We start from the raw sequence: 17,258 nt of genomic DNA, 5'->3' as shown, positions 1-17,258 counted from the left end.
CTATTCGCTGGTGTATGTCTGTTGGAGCGCTTTGCGCAATTCCTCGTCTTGATTGAAATAGTCAACGACTGCTGCGAATGAACAGCCAGCGCCATACGCCTCTCGCGTGGGGAAACCAACGGAGGCGAGTGCTTGGTTGTGCTTCGCGCCCAGGCATACTTGGTCCTTGGGTTTGCTTACCTCATCGATCGCGGAACGCTCTTGTTCCCATTGTCGGAACCTTTCGGCATCGCGCCCGCCATGATGTAGGTCACAGAGCCGAATTGCTTCCTGGGTGTTCTGAAAAAGCCATGCCTCAATGCTGTAGAAGGGGACCACTCGCTTGAGCCGAGCCATCTTCCGGAGCACCTGGGCTTCAACTTCGTGCTGAGCAACAGGCTTCTTTTCCTGTCGTGCCTTCTGAGTAAGATGATCAAGGATGAGCAATTGCACCTTGTCGCAGACGAGCTGTTTGAACTTGTCCACGTTTTCGCTTGAGGACCGTTCGGCCCAGGTTCGGTCTCCATCGAAATGGAATAAGGCCCAGCCCGTCTCACGGAGGAGTTGGGTCGCCAGAGTTCGGACCAATTCAACTTGTTTTGGCCGGTCACGAGCCTTGTCACTTTTCCAGACGTTGGCCTGAAGCGCGCGGAGAGCAGCCTCGTTCCGAACTGGCTCGAAGGAAAGTCGGGTAGGCTGGGTTTGGGTGTGCTCGTCGACCTGCTTCAGGATTTCCTTCGCGAGCTTCTTGAATGTTTCGAAAGCTTCGCTTCCGGAGTCCTCCGTCAAAAGGAGGATGGACATTGCCGGAGGAGTCGATTTCACCACAACCCCCGGGTGCGCAGGATCTCGCTGACATGCTGGAGGCCAACTTGATAGGCATCGAAAAAGCCCTGTGCGTCGTCAGAGGACATGTTCTCCCATGTTAGTTGATCGTGATCTCCTTGCTCATCGTTGCGGCAGAGAACAAATGAGGACTGGACCTCCGACGCGGATTCAAACGATAGGTAGTCAAGTAGGAGCGGGTTCTGGCTGGTCAGGAATGACTGACGATCCCCAAGATCGTCTAGGCATGCCTCAATCCAGTCGTGGTGCATCCCATTGACCAGTTCGTCTGCAACGACAACCGTGGGATTGCAGGCGAGGTAGTAATAGAATGAAAAAAGCCGCTTTTGTCCGTAGCTGAGGTGATGGTGGTTGATAACGGAATTGTCGCGCAGAACGAAGTCGAATCGGAGATTCCCAAAGTCAATGGTTTCAGATGCTCCTGTGACGCGTGCTGTTCTCTGGATGAGGCAGAGCGCGGACTGAAAACCGCAAAGCCGCCTGGGGCGATCAAGAAACTCACCCCCCTGCTCTCCTGATTGGATCCTGATCTCATCCGCATCTGGATTTCTTGAGAGAGTGTGGCTTGTGGCTTCCCTGAAGGATGGAGGAGTGCTCTGTGAAGGATGGAAGGCGTATTCTCCATCTTCTTCTCGCGTAGCAGAGAAGAGCTTGGGTGCACTTGTGAGCTGGGCCAGCCGCTCAAGTGACTCATCAAAGCGCACCATGTGTAGAATGCTGTCGCTTAGGAATGACACGAGAATTTTTGTGATGGGTTCGGCGCCCTCTGTTTTCCCTAGCGCCACAAAAGTGGAAACCCAAGGCGCCCTTGTTTTAATTGAGAACTTGTTTTGATATTCGTATATCTCGCCGCTGGGTGTTTGTATTTTTATTTCATGGTCAGAGGTGTTGATGGTGTAGGCTGTGCTGGGATCGGGGTTTTTTACGCAGATTTGCCAGAGGATGTCGTGGTTTGAACTGGAAGTTGTGCTTGCCGCCTCAAGAACTTCGCGAATGGGGCTGTGTGTGCCCACTGCCAGCCCTGAGATGGGTGACGGTCGCTCCCGCTTTTCGAGTCGAATGTCGAGAAGGGTATCAACGGAGGCTAGTTCGTATTCAATAGAAAATGCCTCAGTGGGAAGTGCTGAGAAGTCCCAACTCAGCAGCGATGCGATGAGGTTCAGCAGGGTCGTCTTGCCGGTTCCGTTCTTCCCCAAGAGGATGTTCGAGGAATCGCGGAAAAACAGTTCGGTCCCCGGACGCAGGCTCCGGAACTTCAGGATCTTGAGTCGCTTGAGCTTCACCATGGGCGTGCCAGGAATTGAAAGGATTGGGTTCTGGTGGTTTGAGGGTCCAGTGACTTCATGCGCCAAGGCACCCTAGCAGGACCATGAAGGCACAGGTCGATGGATACCCGGGCCAAGATGCTGGGTGTTGTCCCTAGTTCCCCATGACGGGTAGCCTCCACCCGTGGCGACGCTGATCCCCTCCCTGAGCCAGTGCCTCGGCCGGATGCAGGCCGGTGAGAAGCGGTTCGCCCGCAGGCTGGAAGAGAAGCTCGAGGACGACTACCTCCTCTGGTACGACGTCCCCATCGGGGGGACAGGCCATCACCCGGACTTCCTCATCCTGCATCCGCGCCGGGGGCTCCTGGTCCTCGAGGTGAAGGACTGGAAGTACGACACGCTTCGAAGCCTCGACAAGACGCACGCCGTCCTGCTGACGGAAACGGGCCTCAAGGACGTAGCCAACCCCTTCGAACAGTCGCGTACCTACGCCCAGGAGATCGCGACGCTGCTCCAACGCGACCCGATGCTGGTGTGTCCCGGCGGTCCGTACCGGGGCCGGCTGGTGCTGCCCTGGAGCCATGGGGTCGTGCTTTCAAACATCACCCGCAAGCAGTTCGATGCGGGGGGCCTCGAAGCTGTGCTGCCACGCCACCGGGTCATCTGCCGGGACGAGATGGCGGAGGACGTCGACCCTGAGCAATTCCAGAAGCGCCTCTGGGAGATGTTCCCCTGGGTCCCCACCCAGCCCGTATCCCTTCCGCAGTTGGACCGGATCCGTTGGCACATCTTCCCGGAGCTGCGGATTGGCAGCGCGCCGCTCAGCCGCTCCGTGCCGGTCCAAGCGGAGCTGGAGCTGTCGATCCCGGACCTCATCCGCATCATGGACCTCCAGCAGGAGCAACTGGCGCGCAGCCTGGGTGAAGGCCACCGCGTCATCCACGGAGTCGCCGGCTCCGGCAAGACGATGATCCTGGGCTACCGCTGCCTGCAGCTGGCCAGGATGCTCCATCGCCCCATCCTCGTCCTCTGTTTCGGCAAGCCGCTCTATGGATGGCTGGAGCAGATGCTGCGGGCTCGCGGACTTTCGCAGCAGGTGGTCATCCAGACCTTCCACTCCTGGTGCCATGCCCAGCTCCGCCACTACCACGCAGGGCTCCCACCCCAGGGGCTGCCGCCCGGTGAATATGCCGAGCAACTCGTCCAGCGGGTCATCGCCGCCGTGGATCGCGGCCTCATTCCCCGCGAGCAGTACGGTGCGGTCCTCATCGACGAAGGGCACGACTTCCAGCCTGAGTGGTTCAAGCTCGTCTCGCAGATGGTGGACCCGGCGACCAATGCGCTCCTGCTGCTCTATGACGACGCCCAGGCCATCTACCCACACAAGAAGTTCAGCTTCCGGAGTGTGGGCATCCAGGCCCAGGGACGCACCACCATCCTGCGGCTGAACTACCGCAACACCGCGGACATCCTCCAGTTCGCCGCCGCCTTCGCTCAGGAGGTGCTGACTCCCAGCGACGCGGACGAGGATGGCGTTCCACTCGTCCTGCCCCAGTCCGCCGGTCGTCGTGGTCCCGCTCCCCAGATCATCTCCCTGCCCAGCCTGCAGGAAGAGTTGCGCTACATCGCGGGTCGCTTCCAGCAACTGCACGCGGAAGGTCGCGGCTGGAACGAGATGGCCCTGCTCTATCGCAGCTCCGATATCGGCCGGCTCGCCGTGCATCACCTGAACCAGATGGGCATTCCCCTTCAGTGGGTCGGCAAGGGCTCCGGCCAGTCCGCTTTCAGTTCAAGCGAGGCCACCGTGAAGGTGCTGACGTTCCACTCCAGCAAGGGGCTGGAGTTCCCCGTCGTCGCGATTCCCCGCCTCAAGCGACCTTCTCCGGAACGGCCCGACGCCAAGGAGGAAGCTCGGCTGCTCTACGTGGCGATGACCCGTGCCATGGACCAACTCGTCCTCACCGCGAGCTAGAATCCACCCCGTGCGCTACGAGCTTCACGACAGCCGCGTCCTCACCTGGTCCCTGGAGGCGCACGTCACCACGCATTGCAACCTGCGCTGCGTGCAGTGCTGTCCTCTATCGCCGCACCTCCCCGCGTGGGCCGTGGCCCCGGCGGCGCTGGGCGAGGACCTGCGCAAGCTCGCGCGCGTGCTCAAGCCCAACATCTTCAAGCTCACCGGCGGCGAGCCCTTCCTCCACCCGGACCTTCCCGCCGTGCTCGACACCGTGCGCGCGTCCGGCATCTCCGAACAGGTGTCCATCACCACCAACGGCTTCCTCGCCCAGAGCGCTCCCGACGCCGTCTATGAGCGGCTCGACCGGATGACCCTGTCCGTCTACACCTCCGCGCCCCTGCCCGAGCGCTCCATCACCCGCATCACCGAACGCTGTGAACGACACGGTGTCCACCTCACCGTGAAACACATCGACGCCTTCCAGCGCATCACCCCGGACGCGCCCCTCACCTCCGACGCCGACGTGCAGGACGTCTTCGCGAAGTGCTGGCTCAAGCAGCGCTGCCACCTCGTCTACCGGGGCCGCTTCTTCACCTGCACCCGCCCGCCCCACGTCGCCACCGTCCTCGCCGCCGAGCACCCCCACCTGCCCGCGCTCGCCGAAGCCGATGGCCTCCCGCTCGACAGCCCCGACCTGCTCTCACGCCTGCTCGGCTACCTCGAGCGCGACACCCCGCTGGCCACCTGCCGCCACTGTCTGGGCTCCAGCGGCCCGTGGGAACCCCACGCTCAGCTGCCCCGCGCTCGCGCCACTTCCTGAACCTGACGGGCCTGCGCTTCCGCTTGCAGCGGCAGCTCCACGGTGAAGACGGAGCCCTGGCCCAGGACACTCTCCACGCGCACCGTTCCGCCCATGGCCTCCACCAGCGTGCGGGTGATGTAGAGCCCCAGGCCCAGGCCGCCGTAGTGCCGGTCACTCACCGCGCGCTCGAAGCGGCCGAAGAGCCGGGGCACCGAGTCCGCCGCGATGCCGATGCCCTGGTCCCCCACCGTCAGCGTCGCGCGTCCGTCCCGCGTCTCCAGCCGGATGTCGATGGGGCGCCCCTGGCCATACTTGATGGCGTTGTCCACCAGGTTCACCACCACCTGCTCCAGCCGTGGCCGGTCCCACCAGCCGAGCGTCGCGGCGTCCGTGCCCACCAGCCGCAGCACGGAGCCAGAGCGCGCCGCGGGGCCTTCGTAGGAGGCCACCACGTCGCGCACCAGCTCCGCCAGGTCCACCTGTGCGGGCTCCAGGGCCAACCGCCCGGCCGCGATGCGCGACACGTCCAGGAGGTCGTTCACCAGCTCCGCCAGCTTCTTCACCTGCCGGGAGCCGACGTCCAGATAGCCCTCCACCAGCGCGCGCGGCACGGGGCCGGGGTTGCGCTCCATCTCGCGCCGCAGCGACTGGAGCTTGAGGTTCAGCGGCGTGAGCGGCGTCTTCATCTCGTGGCTCGCGATGGACAGGAACTCGTCACGCAGGCGCACCGCCTCGCGCGCCTCGCGGTACAGGCGCGCGTTCTCCATGGACAGCGCGGCGCGGTTGGCCATCTCCTGGAGGATGGGCAGGTCCGCTTTCGTGTAGCTCCGGCCGGATGCGTGGCTGGTGGCGAAGATGATGATGCCCAGCGTGCGCTCGCGGGCCACCAGGGGCACCATCGCCAGGGAGCGCATCTTCATGGCCTGGAGCAGCTCCATCCGCCGCGGCTCATTGGTCACCTGCTCCAGGTCCACGGCGGTGACGTCCTCCACGAAGAAGGGCTGGCCCTTGAGCAGCAGGGTCCCGGCGGCCATCGCTGGGTAGCATTGCCCTTCGGGAACGGGTGTCCGCAGCTGCTGCGCATGCGCCTCCGACTCCGTCCTCGCGTGCGCCACCTCCATCCGCAGGAAGGTGCCGTCCTCCATCGCCATGTCGACGATGCACCAGTCCGCCAGCGTGGGGACGACGAGGCGCACCACGTTGTGCAGCGTGGCCTCGTAGTCCAGCGACGTGGCCAGGAAGGAGCTGGCGCCCGCCAGCAGGCGCAGGTGCTCCTCGTTGTGCGACAGCTCGCGCGTCAGCCGCTCCGCCCGGGCCCTCGCCCGCACGTGGTCCGTCACGTCGAAGGCGAAGGCGGCGATGCCGTCCACCTTCCCCAGCGGGTCGCGCGTGGGCATGTACGTGAGGTCGAAGAAGTACTCCCGCTCGGCGCCAGACGGCTCGTGGACCCGCAGCGGCAGCTCCTTGGTCTGGAAGGGCTCCCCCGTCGTGTAGACGCGATCCAACAACTGCCCCACGCGCTCGGCCGTGTCCCTGGGCCCCACTTCCCGCGCGGTCTTGCCCAGCGGGGCCGGGTCGCCCACCAGCTGGGTGTTGAGGGGGTTGGACAGCTCGAAGCGGTGCTCGGGGCCGCGGAAGATGGCCAGGTGCGCGGGCGCGTGCATGAAGATTTCATGCAGCCGCGAGCGCTCGTACTCGGCGGCGGCGCGCGCCGTGCGCTCTCGCGCCAGCAGCTCCGCGCGCTCCACGTTGGCCCGGCGCAGGTTCGCGTTGAGCACCGTCACGAACATGCACAGCCCGAAGAAGAGGCTCAGCGTGAGCAGGCTGCTGGGCGTCAGCGACCAGGCGTCGAGGGGCACCAGGAAGAAGTAGTCCACGGTGATCATCGACAGCACCGTGGCCACGAGCCCCGGTCCCCAACCTCCGCGCCAGCCGGCGAACATCACGGCCGCGAAGAAGGGGAGGAAGGGCGTGCCGGCGGCGAGCGGCCAGAGGGCCCGCTGGAGGAGGAAGGCCAGCACCACGCCCACCACCGCCAGCCCATAGCGCAGCAGCACGGAGCCCCCGTCCGGCGCGAACGCCTCCGAGGCCCTGTCGGGAGCCGAGGAGAGCGAGGCCGTGCGGGGAGCCCGGGCGCCCCGGGATGCGGACGGTGAAGGGGCGGTCATGGACACATTGAAGCCTAGCCGTGAGGGGCCCTTCAGGTGGCTTCCTTGCGCACCGGGCCGTGGGACTGCGTCAGGGCCTGCATGGAGGCAGGGTAGCGGTCTCCGGAAGCCACCCCGACGGGCGCGATGGCTTCGATGTCCGCCAGGTCCTGCGCGGTGAGCTTCACCTCCAGGGCCCCCAGGTTGTCGTCCAGGTACGTGCGGCGCTTGGTGCCGGGGATGGGCACCACGTCCTGTCCGCGCGACAGCACCCAGGCGAGTGCGAGCTGCGCGGGCGTGCACTGCTTGCGCCGGGCGAGCCGCTCGATGTGCTCCACCAGCGTCAGGTTGCGCTGGAAGTTCTCCCCCTGGAAGCGGGGCGAGTGGCGGCGGTAGTCATCCTCGGCCAGGTCCTCGAAGCGCTTGAATTGACCGGTGAGGAAGCCGCGACCCAGCGGGCTGTAGGGGACGAAGCCCACGCCCAGCTCGCGGCACGCCTGGAGGACGCCGTCCTCGGGCTCGCGGCTCCACAGCGAGTACTCCGACTGGAGCGCGGTGATGGGGTGCACGGCGCACGCGCGGCGCAGCGTCTCTGCGTTGACCTCCGACAGCCCCAGGAAGCGCACCTTGCCCGCCTTCACCAGGTCCGCCATGGCGCCCACGGTGTCCTCGATGGGCGTCTTCGGATCCAGGCGGTGCAGGTAGTACAGGTCGATGACCTCCATTCCCAGCCGCCGGAGGCTCGCTTCGCACGCCTGCTTCACGTACTCGGGCCTGCCGTTGATGCCGCGTGCCTGGGGATTGTTCGGGTCGCGGACGAGGCCGAACTTGGTGGCGAGCACGACCTTCGCGCGGTGCGGCCCCAGCACCCGGCCCACCAGCTCCTCGTTGCGCCCCGGGCCGTAGGCATCCGCGGTGTCGAAGAAGGTGATGCCCCGCTCCAGGGCATGGAGCAGCGTGGCCTCCGACTCCGCGTCGTCGCGCCCCGAGTAGAAGTCAGACATGCCCATGCAGCCCAGGCCCAGCGCTGAAACGGTGGGGCCCTTGCTGCCCAGCTTTCGCGTCTCCATGTCCACGTCCCGTGTCCTTCCTGCGTCACGCCTCTTCAAGGGTCTTCACGCGGCACCTGGGAGTCCAGGGCAAACGACCGGGCGGCGGAAGAGTTCAGCCAGGAGGCGGCAGCCTGCTGTGAAAGGGGAGCGGCTTGGCGGACGTCGGCAGCTCTCCTTCACGTGCCTCCACCACTGGGGCGGCCCAGCCCAGGTTGCGCAGGGCCGCCGTCAACCGCTCGCACAGGGGGGCGACACCGTCCGGGGGCGCGCCCGCCAACTCCAGCGTGAAGTGCTCCGGGGACAGCTGCGTCAGCCGGAACGCACGCAGTGGATGGTGCTTGAACACCCACGCCAGTGACCACGCATCCACCGCGCGGCCCCCGGGCGTGTGGAAGGTGCAGGCCCCGCGTCCGCCAAAGCCTGTCAGCGTCCAGCCCTGGAAGCCGCAAACGCAGGCGTCCCGCCGGACGCTGCCGGTGTCGCCCGGGCGGTAGCGCAAGAGCGGGAGCACGCTGGGGCGCAGCCGCGTCACCACCACCTCGTCCCCGTCCGGCTCCAGCCAGACGTCCGGGGTGAGCACGTGGAAGCGGCCCCGCCCCCCGTCCTCCAGGCACTCCCACGCGAGCGGCCCCGTCTCCGTGGTGGCGTAGTAGTTGAGGACCGGCACCCCCCGCCCGTGCACCCACGCGTCGCGCAGCGCCGGGGGCAGGTGCTGCGCGGAGGTGAGCACCAGCCGGGGGGCGGGCACCTCCGGGTGCGCGAGCAGCCAGCGCAGCCCTTCCGGGTCGGAGAAGACGACGGCGGCCCGCACGCGCTGCAACCGCGCCACCGCGTCGTCGCGCAGCACGGAGACGCGGTGCAGGGCCCCGTCGTGGAACAGCGGCAGGCGCACCGAGTACTCCAACCCGCCTGGCAGCGCGTCCAGCAGCACCACGCGAGGACGCGGCGGGGGCACCGTGCCGGTGCGCTCGGTGAAGAAGCGCAGCACGGCCCACATGAGCAGGCAGTCGCGCCGGTCGCGCAGCACGTTCACCGGGTCGCCGGTGGTGCCGGAGCTCTTCACCACCACGCACTCGTCGGACGCGGCGGGCAGCGTGGGCACGTCCTCCCAGTGGCGCGCGAGCGTCGCGCGATCCAACGCTGGGAAGTGTCGCAGGTCCTCCAGCCGCTGGAGGTCGCCCGGGTGCAGCCCCGCCTCGTGCAGCACGCGCAGGTAGTAGGGCGAGCGCTGGAGCGCGTCCCGCACGCCGCCCAGGCGCGCCTCCAGCTCCGCGCGGGCCACGGCCTCGTCCACCGTGGAGGCGCCGCGCCCAAGCCCCGCCGCCACGTCCAGCGCCCACGGCAGGTGCGGCCGCTGGGTCCAGGTGTCGCGGCGGATGCGGGCCCTGGGCGCGACCCCGAGCGTCACTCGCGCCAGCCCCGGGCTTCCGCCTCCTTCTGCTGGGCCTCCTGCAACAGCTTCAGGCGCCGCTCCGCCTCCTGCTTGCGCGCCTCCTCCACCTTGCGCAGGTCCGTGACGGCCTGCCGGTAGTCCAGGGCCTTCAGGCGGCTCTTCGACTCCTGCGCCGTCTCACCCTCGATGTCCGCGCCCAGCGCGGCCACCCACTTGCGCAGGAACTCCTCCTGGCGGAAGGCATTGGAGCGCACCATCTCCGCGGTGAGGGGCTGCACCTCCTCGAAGAACTGCTGGAGGCGCGCCAGCGGCGTGCGGTCCGCGGTGAGGTAGAGCACCGTCTTCTTCCGCAGCTCCGACGACACCAGCACGTGCGCGAGCATGCCCACCTGCTCGCGGAACAGCGGGTTCTTCACGCGCTGCTCCAGCTTCTCCCACTCGGCCTGCGAGGGCGGCTTCTGGCTGGCGTGGCGGAAGGTGTCGCAGACGATGGCCACCGCCAGGTCGTGCGGGTACGGCGACACGATGGGCGAGGCGGCCAGTTGTTCCCGAAGCTTCGCGATTGAAACCGCCATCATTTCTCCAACAGGGCATCGGCCAGCGCCGCCGCGGCGGGACCGAAGTCAGACATCCACTGCACCGTCGCGAGCCGGAAGCGCTTGTCCGTCAGCACCGGCGCCAGCACCTTCCGGGCCGCCGCCTCGTCCGGCACCGCGAGGAAGGCCACCACCCGGCGCGAGTTCGCCACCGCGCGAGCCAGGCGCTTCAGGGACTGCTTCTGCTGCATGTTCGCCAGGAAGTCGCTGTCGGAGATGATGACCCGCAGCACGTCCGGCCGCTCGCTGGCGAACGCCTCCAGCTCCTCCACCGGGAACCACGTCCCCCCGCCGATGTAGTGCAGCAGGAAGTCGCGTGCCGTCTCCTCGTCGTACATCCACGGGGACACCACGGGCGCGCCGCTCGAGTACACGATGCCGCGCACCGTGGCGCCCTTGCGCAGCGCGGACGCGGCCAGCACCTGCGCCGCGAGCGTCATCGCGTTGAGCTGGTATTCGGGGTTGGGCATGGAGCCGCTGGTGTCCAGATACAGCTCCACCGCCGGCACGCCCAGGTCCGACGGCGGGGGCAGGTCCGCTTCCAGCTCGCGCCGCAGCGGAGAGATGGCGGCCAGGTGTCCCTGCGTCACCACGGTGAGCGTCCAGTCGATGGTGGACGGGTCGTCGCCGTACTCCCAGGCCTCCGGCGTGGTGCGCAGGTACGGCTCCGGCTTCGACGGCGCGGAGGGCAGCTTGAGCAGGTGCCGGTCCACGAGCCGCCGGTAGTGCCGCGCGACCAGCGCCCGGCGCAGCTTCCCGGAGTCCTTGCCGGGCAGGTGCGCCGTCACCCGGCCAATGGTGGTGAGCGGCTCCGCGTCCTTCGTGTCGTGCGTCGCGTCCAGCCAGCCCTGCTCCCGGGCCTCCTCCAGCGCGTCGTCCCACCGGGCGCCGGCCTGCACCGCCGCGTCCAGGTCGCCCTCGTCCGGGATGGGCACGTCGCCCGCGAGCGGGATGCGGAAGCGCGTCTCGCCGGGCACGTCGATGTAGCGGATGAACGCGGCGCAGAAGTAGAGGAACTGCAGGCGCGCGTCCGGCAGCGCGTAGAACGTCTGCACGAACATGCGCGCCTGGGCGCGGAAGCCCGGGTAGTCCCGCTCCAGCTGCTCCAGGCGGCCCCGGGGCACCAGGTCCCCGGGCTCCTTGCTCCACAGCTCTTCGTAGAGGGCCAGGTAGAAGCAGAAGAGCGGCGTCGTCCCCGCGCCCTTGTCCTGGCCCGGCTCGGGCGCGCGCAGGAAGCCCCGGTACACCTCGCACAGCGCTTCCGCGTGGGTGCGCCCCACGAACTCGTTCACCTGCAAATCGAAGAACAGGTTGGTGAGCGACTGGCCCAGTCCAGGGATGAGCCGCTGCTCCAGCACGCGCAGCTCCGCGTCCCACCCCAGCGTGTGCGGGAAGCGGACGTGGTGCCCGATTTCATGCGCCAGCACGGCGGTGAGGCTGTCGCGCGCGCCCATGCGGTCCAGCTGCTCGAAGTGGACGAACACCTGCCGGCGCACCATGTCGATGTACGCGAGCGGTTCGTCCTTCGCGTCGGCCCCTGGCTTGAACGGCTGGTGCGGTTCGGGCGGGCTTAAGTGCACGTGCACGTCCCACAGCGCCAGCGCGTCGCGCCAGCACCGCTCCACCTCCGCCGGGGTGAAGGCCGCGCGCCGGGTCATGACGGCAGGATGACCGCCAGCCACTGCGACGTGTGCATCGTGGCCACCGCGCGCCACTCATTGCGCAGGGTGCTGTACCAGTCGCCCGCGCGCGGGTCGCGCTGGGACAGCGAGGTGATGGCCTTCACGGGCGTGTGCGCGGGCTCCAGCCGCTCGTTGCAGCCCATGGAGCCCAGGAGCATGGGTTTCTTCGCCAGCCACACGCCCTGCGTGGCCGCGTCGCGTCCGCCCGCGGCGGTGGCGCGGTGCCGGTCGTGCACGCACACCACGGTGGGCGCGAGGAAGTGCAGCTCCCCGGGCATGAAGCGGCTGTCCTCCTGCGACAGGTCCACCCACAGCGCGGTGGAGGTGTCGCCCAGCGCTTGCGTGGGCGGCTCCATCGCCTCGTTGGCGACGGCGTGCAGGTGGCCCTCGATGTCGTCCAGCGAGCGCAGGTCCGTGCCCATGCGGCAGAACAGGCGCTGCACCCACGGCGGCGCGGACTCCAGGTTCTCGCTCAGGTTCCACATCCGCGCGAGCGCCGCGGCCCGCTTCTCGCGGGGCAGCTGGGGCAGCAGGCGCGGCACCAGGTCCGACCACGCGAGCGTGAAGAAGTTCTGCCGCCCGGCGGACGCGGGGTAGAGGTAGCCCAGGCCGATGCCCTCGGCGCCCAGGCGCAGGTAGTTGCGCAGCAGCTCCTCGCCGGAGGCCGCGTCCGTGCCGGAGGCGGCGAGTGCTTCGCCCAGGCGGGCCACGGGGCCGCCGAGGAAGCCCGACCACAGCGCGCGGTCCCAGCGCACGAAGCGGGCGCGGGCCTCCTTCTCCAGCGTGTCGACGTACGCGCTCATGGCTGACCGCCCGGATTCTCCTTCAGCCACGTCGCGTAGTTGCGGTAGCGGCTGTAGAGGGACTTCAGGTGGATGATGTCCTCGTACACCGGGCCGGACAGCTCCTGACGGGTCATCAGCTCGTTCATCAGCACGGTGACGGCGGACAGGCGCTTCTCCGTGGTGCGCAGGTCCACGCCGGACAGGCCCAGGTCCAGCTCCGCGCGCAGCCCGGCGACCTTCTGGCGCAGCGGCGCGTGCGTGCCGTAGCGGGCCATGGCCATGTCGAACATGTTGCGGATCCACGCCACGCGGTCCTGGAGCAGCAGCTTGTTGCCCTTGCCTTCGAAGAAGGGGCTGCGCGCGTTGGGGGTGAGCTTCTCGTGCAGCACCCAGGGGATGATCTGCCGGAAGTCCTCCAGCTCCACCGCGCGGTGGCCGCGGAAGAACGCGAGCGCCTTCGCGAAGTGGAGGATGGTCTGGTACGCGCGCACGCTGGTGCCGTTCTCCGTCTGCGTGCAGAGGTGCACCTTCTTGTCCAACGGGCACTGCTCGTTGCACACGTTGGCCACGGTCTGCCCGGCGAGCTTGAGCGTGTCCTTGTGCTTGAACTCGAAGCGCGGGGACGCCATGCGGCAGAAGTCCAACTGCCCCAGGAAGAAGGCCACGCGCTCCAGCGCACCCTTGGGCACCTCCACGGCGAGGATGGACGTGTACGCCTTCTCCAGCTCCCCGGGCGTGAAGACGATGTCCTTCGGGAGCAGCTCCTCCGGGGACTTGTCGGACTCGATGCGCTGGAGCAGCGTGTCCACGAAGCCGGAGTTGAAGGGCACGGCGCGCACGACGACGTCGATGCGGTCCTTGAGCGCCTCGATGACCTGGAAGGTGCCGCCGCCCTGGTCGTCGTTGGCGGTGAGGAACCAGGACGAGCGGCCGGTGTAGACGTACTGGTCCATCATCTCCGCGTAGCCCTCGCCCAGCAGTGACAGCAGGGCGGACTGGGTCTTCGTGGGGATGCGGTTGTACTCGTCGATGATCTTCACGCGCTGGCTGATCCACTTGCGCCAGCTGACCTTCACGGCGGACAGGTCATCCGCCTTGAGCATGTCGGACGGCAGCGGCGCGCCCAGCAGGTCCGCGATGGACAGCTGCGGGTGTCCGCGCTGGATGCCCCGGTGGACGTCCTCGCGGTCCATGCCGGACAGCAGCGCCATGAGGATGGCGGAGGTCGTCTTGCCCCGGCCGGGCCCGCCCACGAGCAGGGCGCGGCGGCAGGTGAAGAGGGTGAGCAGGGGGATGAGGACGAAGGAGCTGTAGCTCATGTCCTCCGGCAGGTGCAGCTCGTCCCCGCTGCCGTTCTTCAGGGAGGCGGCGCCGCCGAACTCGATGTCGTAGTAGGGGCAGATGACAGCGTTGTTGGTGATCCACCAATACGCCTGCCGCATCTTGTCGTGGAGGCTGCCGCCGTCGCGCTCGGAGAGGTGGACACTGAGGCCCTTGTCCTTGTCCGCCGATGCGCGACCGGTGAGCAGGCGCGAGACCCAATCCTGGTTGGCCATGGAGGCGGTGGACTCTAGCCCGTGGTCGAGGGCGTGGGGGAGTGGATGGAGGCTGCCCGGTCCTCCAGTAGGCTGGGGCGATGAAGGCCCTCTGGCGTGCCCTGTTCCTGTCCACCCTCGCGGTGCAGCTCTCCTGTGCGTCCCTGCCGTGGTCGCCGTTCGACACGGAGGCGCGCACCGAGGCCCGGATCTTCGAGGCCGTGGATCGGGTCTGGGTGGATGACCTGCCAGGTGCGCAGAAGCAGATCGCCGACGTGCTGGAGGATGCCCCCGTCAACCCGGCGGCCCTGGTGGTTCAGGCCTGCCTCTGGCTGGAACAGGGGGACCTGGAGGCCGCGACCCGGACCGTGGAGCGCCTGGCCGCGGTGGCCCCGAGACAACCGGAGACGCACATCCTCCAGAAGCTCATCGAGGAGCGTCGCCGGACGCCCGTACCCGGGTGGGGCGAAGCGATGCGGCGGGCGTGGGTGGACGCGGGGGCGCCGGACCTGGAGAAGCAAGGGCTGGCGACGAACCTCACCCTGCGGGTGGTGCCCCTCTCTCCCACGGTCTGGGAGCGAACGCAGTCCGCGGAGGATCGCTTCGTCGCCATGCTGGCGGACGACGGCACCGAGGACCAGGAGCGATGGCTCGCGGACCACCTCTCGGAGTTGCAGGACCCCAGGCTGATGCTCTCCGCCCTGCAATACTTCCAGCCCCGCGAAGACCGGCAGCCGGAGGTCCGCGCCCGGGCGCGACAGGTGCTGCGAAAGCGACTGGCACCGCTCGCCGCCGTCGAAGCGCGCGCGTCCGAGCTGCCGTTGATGCTGCTGTTGGTGGACACCTCCCTGGAAGCGCCGCTCACGCAGGAGGAGATGGCGGTGCTGGAGCGCCTTGCCTCCCTGCCGCTGTACACCGGCACTCCGATGTCCCAGCTGTATGCGGACGCGGAGCGACGGCTGCGGGCCTCGGGGGTCACCCATCCCAGCACCGGCCCCTTCATGGCCGCCGTGATGTCGATTCACACGGCCGCGCCGTACCGGCTCCTCAAGCGGGTCGACGTGACGAAGGACCGGCTCTCCGCCGAGGAGCGGATCCGGCTGGGCCGGTCGGTGTGGACACTGGGCGGACGCGTCGCTTCCGGGACCACGCTGCTGGAGCACCAGATGGGGTTCCGGCTCATGGAGCAGGGGGCCGGGCTGATGGGAGACGAGGAGCAGCTCGCCCTGGCGGCTTCGGAGCTCCGGCAGGGGGAGGCGATCCGTACCGCCTCCAACCAGATCCTGATTGCCCGGTGGCCGCTGCCGTCCCTCTTTCGCGAATGGATGAAGGCGAGCGTGGCCCATGAGTGGGAGCACTTGAGCAAGCTCGTCGAACCCTGACGGGAAGGCGCCCTGCCTCGCCTCAGAGCGTCACCAGCCCCAGCCGGGCCGCGCGCACCACGGCCTCCGTGCGGCGCTGCACGCCCAGCTTGGCCAGCACCGCGTTGACGTGGAACTTGGCCGTGTGGTCGCTGATGGCGAGCCGGTCCGCGATGGCCTTGTTCGACAGCCCCTCGGCCAACAGCCCCAGCACCTCGCGCTCGCGCGGCGTCAGCGTGTCCGGCCCGGGTGCGCCGCCGGAAGGCGCCGTGCTCCGGGGCGCCGCCCGGACGTGGGACAGGCCCGTTTCGAACACGGTCAGCCCCCGCGCCACCGCGTGCAGCGCGGCCACCAGCATCCCGGGCGCCACGTCGCGGAACAGCAGGCCTCGCGCACCTTCGCCCAGCGCCAGCTCGCCCGCCGCCTCGTCCGCCACCAGCGCCAGCACCGGCGCGCCCAGGTCCGGCGCCAGCGCCGCGCCCTCCGTCAGCCGCAGGCCCGTGTCCCAAAGCACCACGTCGGGCGGAGCACCTCGCGCCCCCTCCAGCTCCACCTGCGTGCCCGCGGCCACCACCGTCCAGCCCTCCGACTGGTCGCTGAGTGCCCGAGCGAGCGCACCCCGGGCCAGGGGGTCCTCCGCGACGAGCGCGAGCCGCAGCGATGAAGGGGGCGCATCCAACATGGGCCCCCCATCCCTAACCGCGCCCGCCGGGTTCGCCACCCCGCCTGGCGACGGCACCGGCTCGCTTCCCTCTCAGGAACGCCGGTTGTGAAGAATCGTGAAGCGCGGTCAGCGCAGCGTGACGCCGTGGCCCGGGGCGTCCTGGTCCAACGTCAGCCGGGCGCCCGCGTAGTGCGCGCCGCCCTGGAAGGGGTGGCTCGCGATGAACAGCGGCGTGTCCAGGTCCGCGTAGGTGAAGCCGCCCAGGCCCGCGGCCAGGTGCGCGGACGCGCTCATCGCGAGCACGCTCTCCACCATGCCGCCCACCATCAACTCCAGCCCCGCGGCGCGCGCGAGGTTCCACATCGTCACCGCCTCCACCATCCCGCACTTCATCGTCTTGATGTTGATGGCGTGGCAGGCGCCCTCGCGGATGAGCCGCAGCACGTCCTTCGCCGAGCGCGCCGACTCGTCCGCGCACACCGGCACCTTCGAGCGGCGCGTCACCTCCGCCATCCCCGCGAAGTCGGAGGCCGGCACCGGCTGCTCGAACAGCGACAGCGGCACGTCCGCCCGCTCCAGCTCCTTCAGGAAGGCCAGCGCCTCCGCCACGTCATAGCCGCCGTTCGCGTCCGCGAAGAGGCGCGCCTGGGGCGCCTCCTGGTGGATGGCCACGAGCCGCGCTGCGTCCGCGTCCGGATCCAACGCGCCCACCTTCACCTTCAACGTGTCGATGCCCCGCCCGAGGATGGCCCGCGTGGACGTCACCGCGTGCGCCACGTCCCCGGCCGTGACGGTCATGTCGATGTCCAGCGCCGTGCCCGCCCCGCCGAAGAAGACGTGCAGCGGGATGCGGTGGTGCCGCGCCAGCGCGTCCAGCAGCGCCATCTCCACCGCACACCGCGCGGACGGGGCGAGCGCGAGCGCATCCGACAGCGCCTCCGCCGCCGGCCGCCACGCCTGGACGTCCCGGCCCAACAGCCGCCCGCGCACCGACTCCAGCGCCGCCAGGGTGCTGCCCTGCGTCTCACCACTGACGGCAGTGAAGGGCGCTGCCTCTCCCAGTCCCACCGTGCCGTCCGCCAACGTCAGGCGCACGAGCACGTTCTCCGCCGCGTGCTGCGCGCCAGTGGCGATGGCGAAGGGCTCCGTGAGGGGCAGGTGCAGCGGTTCGAAGGTGGCGTGCGTGACGTGGGT

Annotated in this window: 14 protein-coding genes; 3 read left to right on the top strand and 11 right to left on the bottom strand. The window is 68.4% G+C overall.

Translation table 11 applies throughout. From position 1 onward, the window contains the following. On the bottom strand, positions 1-783 hold the full coding sequence (locus D7X12_RS42390; RefSeq protein WP_147443657.1) for a hypothetical protein: 783 nt from the start codon (positions 781-783) through the stop codon (positions 1-3). Between the two features lie 17 nt (positions 784-800). Further along, positions 801-2,111, bottom strand: coding sequence for an AAA family ATPase (locus D7X12_RS44280; RefSeq protein WP_244224543.1), 1,311 nt, complete (start codon positions 2,109-2,111; stop codon positions 801-803). Between the two features lie 163 nt (positions 2,112-2,274). Here D7X12_RS44280 and D7X12_RS14275 point away from each other — a divergent pair, with 163 nt between their 5' ends. Then, positions 2,275-4,062, top strand: coding sequence for a 3'-5' exonuclease (locus D7X12_RS14275; protein ID WP_208719026.1), 1,788 nt, complete (start codon positions 2,275-2,277; stop codon positions 4,060-4,062). Between the two features lie 10 nt (positions 4,063-4,072). Next, positions 4,073-4,867: a radical SAM protein gene (locus D7X12_RS14270; RefSeq protein WP_120625824.1), complete on the top strand. Its 795-nt coding sequence runs from the start codon at positions 4,073-4,075 to the stop codon at positions 4,865-4,867. On the opposite strand, the gene D7X12_RS14265 is transcribed toward D7X12_RS14270, so the two are convergent. The 7 genes from D7X12_RS14265 to D7X12_RS14235 all read right to left on the bottom strand — a co-directional run bounded on the left by D7X12_RS14265 (position 4,837) and on the right by D7X12_RS14235 (position 14,060). Further along, on the bottom strand, positions 4,837-7,017 hold the full coding sequence (locus D7X12_RS14265) for a sensor histidine kinase (protein ID WP_120625839.1): 2,181 nt from the start codon (positions 7,015-7,017) through the stop codon (positions 4,837-4,839). The two genes, D7X12_RS14270 and D7X12_RS14265, sit on opposite strands and share 31 nt — an antisense overlap. Before the next feature lie 32 nt (positions 7,018-7,049). Further along, entirely contained in the window at positions 7,050-8,066 is a 1,017-nt protein-coding gene (locus D7X12_RS14260) for an aldo/keto reductase (RefSeq protein ID WP_120625838.1), read from the bottom strand. A 94-nt stretch (positions 8,067-8,160) separates the two neighbouring features. After that, positions 8,161-9,456 (bottom strand): phenylacetate--CoA ligase family protein, encoded by a 1,296-nt coding sequence (locus D7X12_RS14255; protein WP_120625823.1) that lies wholly within the window; start codon positions 9,454-9,456, stop codon positions 8,161-8,163. Continuing rightward, positions 9,453-10,016 carry a hypothetical protein gene (locus D7X12_RS14250; protein WP_120625822.1) on the bottom strand — a complete coding sequence of 188 codons (564 nt, stop codon included), beginning with the start codon at positions 10,014-10,016 and terminating at the stop codon, positions 9,453-9,455. The genes D7X12_RS14255 and D7X12_RS14250 overlap by 4 nt, the downstream gene beginning before the upstream one ends. After that, positions 10,016-11,695 (bottom strand): hypothetical protein, encoded by a 1,680-nt coding sequence (locus D7X12_RS14245; protein WP_120625821.1) that lies wholly within the window; start codon positions 11,693-11,695, stop codon positions 10,016-10,018. Before D7X12_RS14245 ends, D7X12_RS14250 begins: the two co-directional genes overlap by 1 nt. Next, a complete protein-coding gene (locus tag D7X12_RS14240; RefSeq protein WP_208719024.1) occupies positions 11,692-12,522 on the bottom strand; it encodes a hypothetical protein in 831 nt (276 codons plus the stop codon). The genes D7X12_RS14245 and D7X12_RS14240 overlap by 4 nt, the downstream gene beginning before the upstream one ends. Beyond that, positions 12,519-14,060: a P-loop NTPase family protein gene (locus tag D7X12_RS14235; protein ID WP_120625819.1), complete on the bottom strand. Its 1,542-nt coding sequence runs from the start codon at positions 14,058-14,060 to the stop codon at positions 12,519-12,521. The genes D7X12_RS14240 and D7X12_RS14235 overlap by 4 nt, the downstream gene beginning before the upstream one ends. A gap of 80 nt (positions 14,061-14,140) precedes the next feature. On the opposite strand from D7X12_RS14235, the gene D7X12_RS14230 reads away from it, so the two are divergent. Next, positions 14,141-15,421, top strand: coding sequence for a hypothetical protein (locus tag D7X12_RS14230; protein ID WP_120625818.1), 1,281 nt, complete (start codon positions 14,141-14,143; stop codon positions 15,419-15,421). A 22-nt stretch (positions 15,422-15,443) separates the two neighbouring features. Here the strand turns inward: D7X12_RS14230 and D7X12_RS14225 are convergent, their stop codons facing one another. Then, on the bottom strand, positions 15,444-16,082 hold the full coding sequence (locus D7X12_RS14225; protein ID WP_120625817.1) for a response regulator transcription factor: 639 nt from the start codon (positions 16,080-16,082) through the stop codon (positions 15,444-15,446). A 108-nt stretch (positions 16,083-16,190) separates the two neighbouring features. Further along, a partial coding sequence (locus D7X12_RS14220; protein WP_147443656.1) for a dipeptide epimerase occupies positions 16,191-17,258 on the bottom strand: 1,068 nt, incomplete at its 5' end.

The sequence above is a fragment of the Corallococcus sicarius genome (assembly GCF_003611735.1).
Lineage (GTDB): Bacteria > Myxococcota > Myxococcia > Myxococcales > Myxococcaceae > Corallococcus > Corallococcus sicarius.
This window is presented reverse-complemented; position numbering and strand designations above follow the sequence as displayed.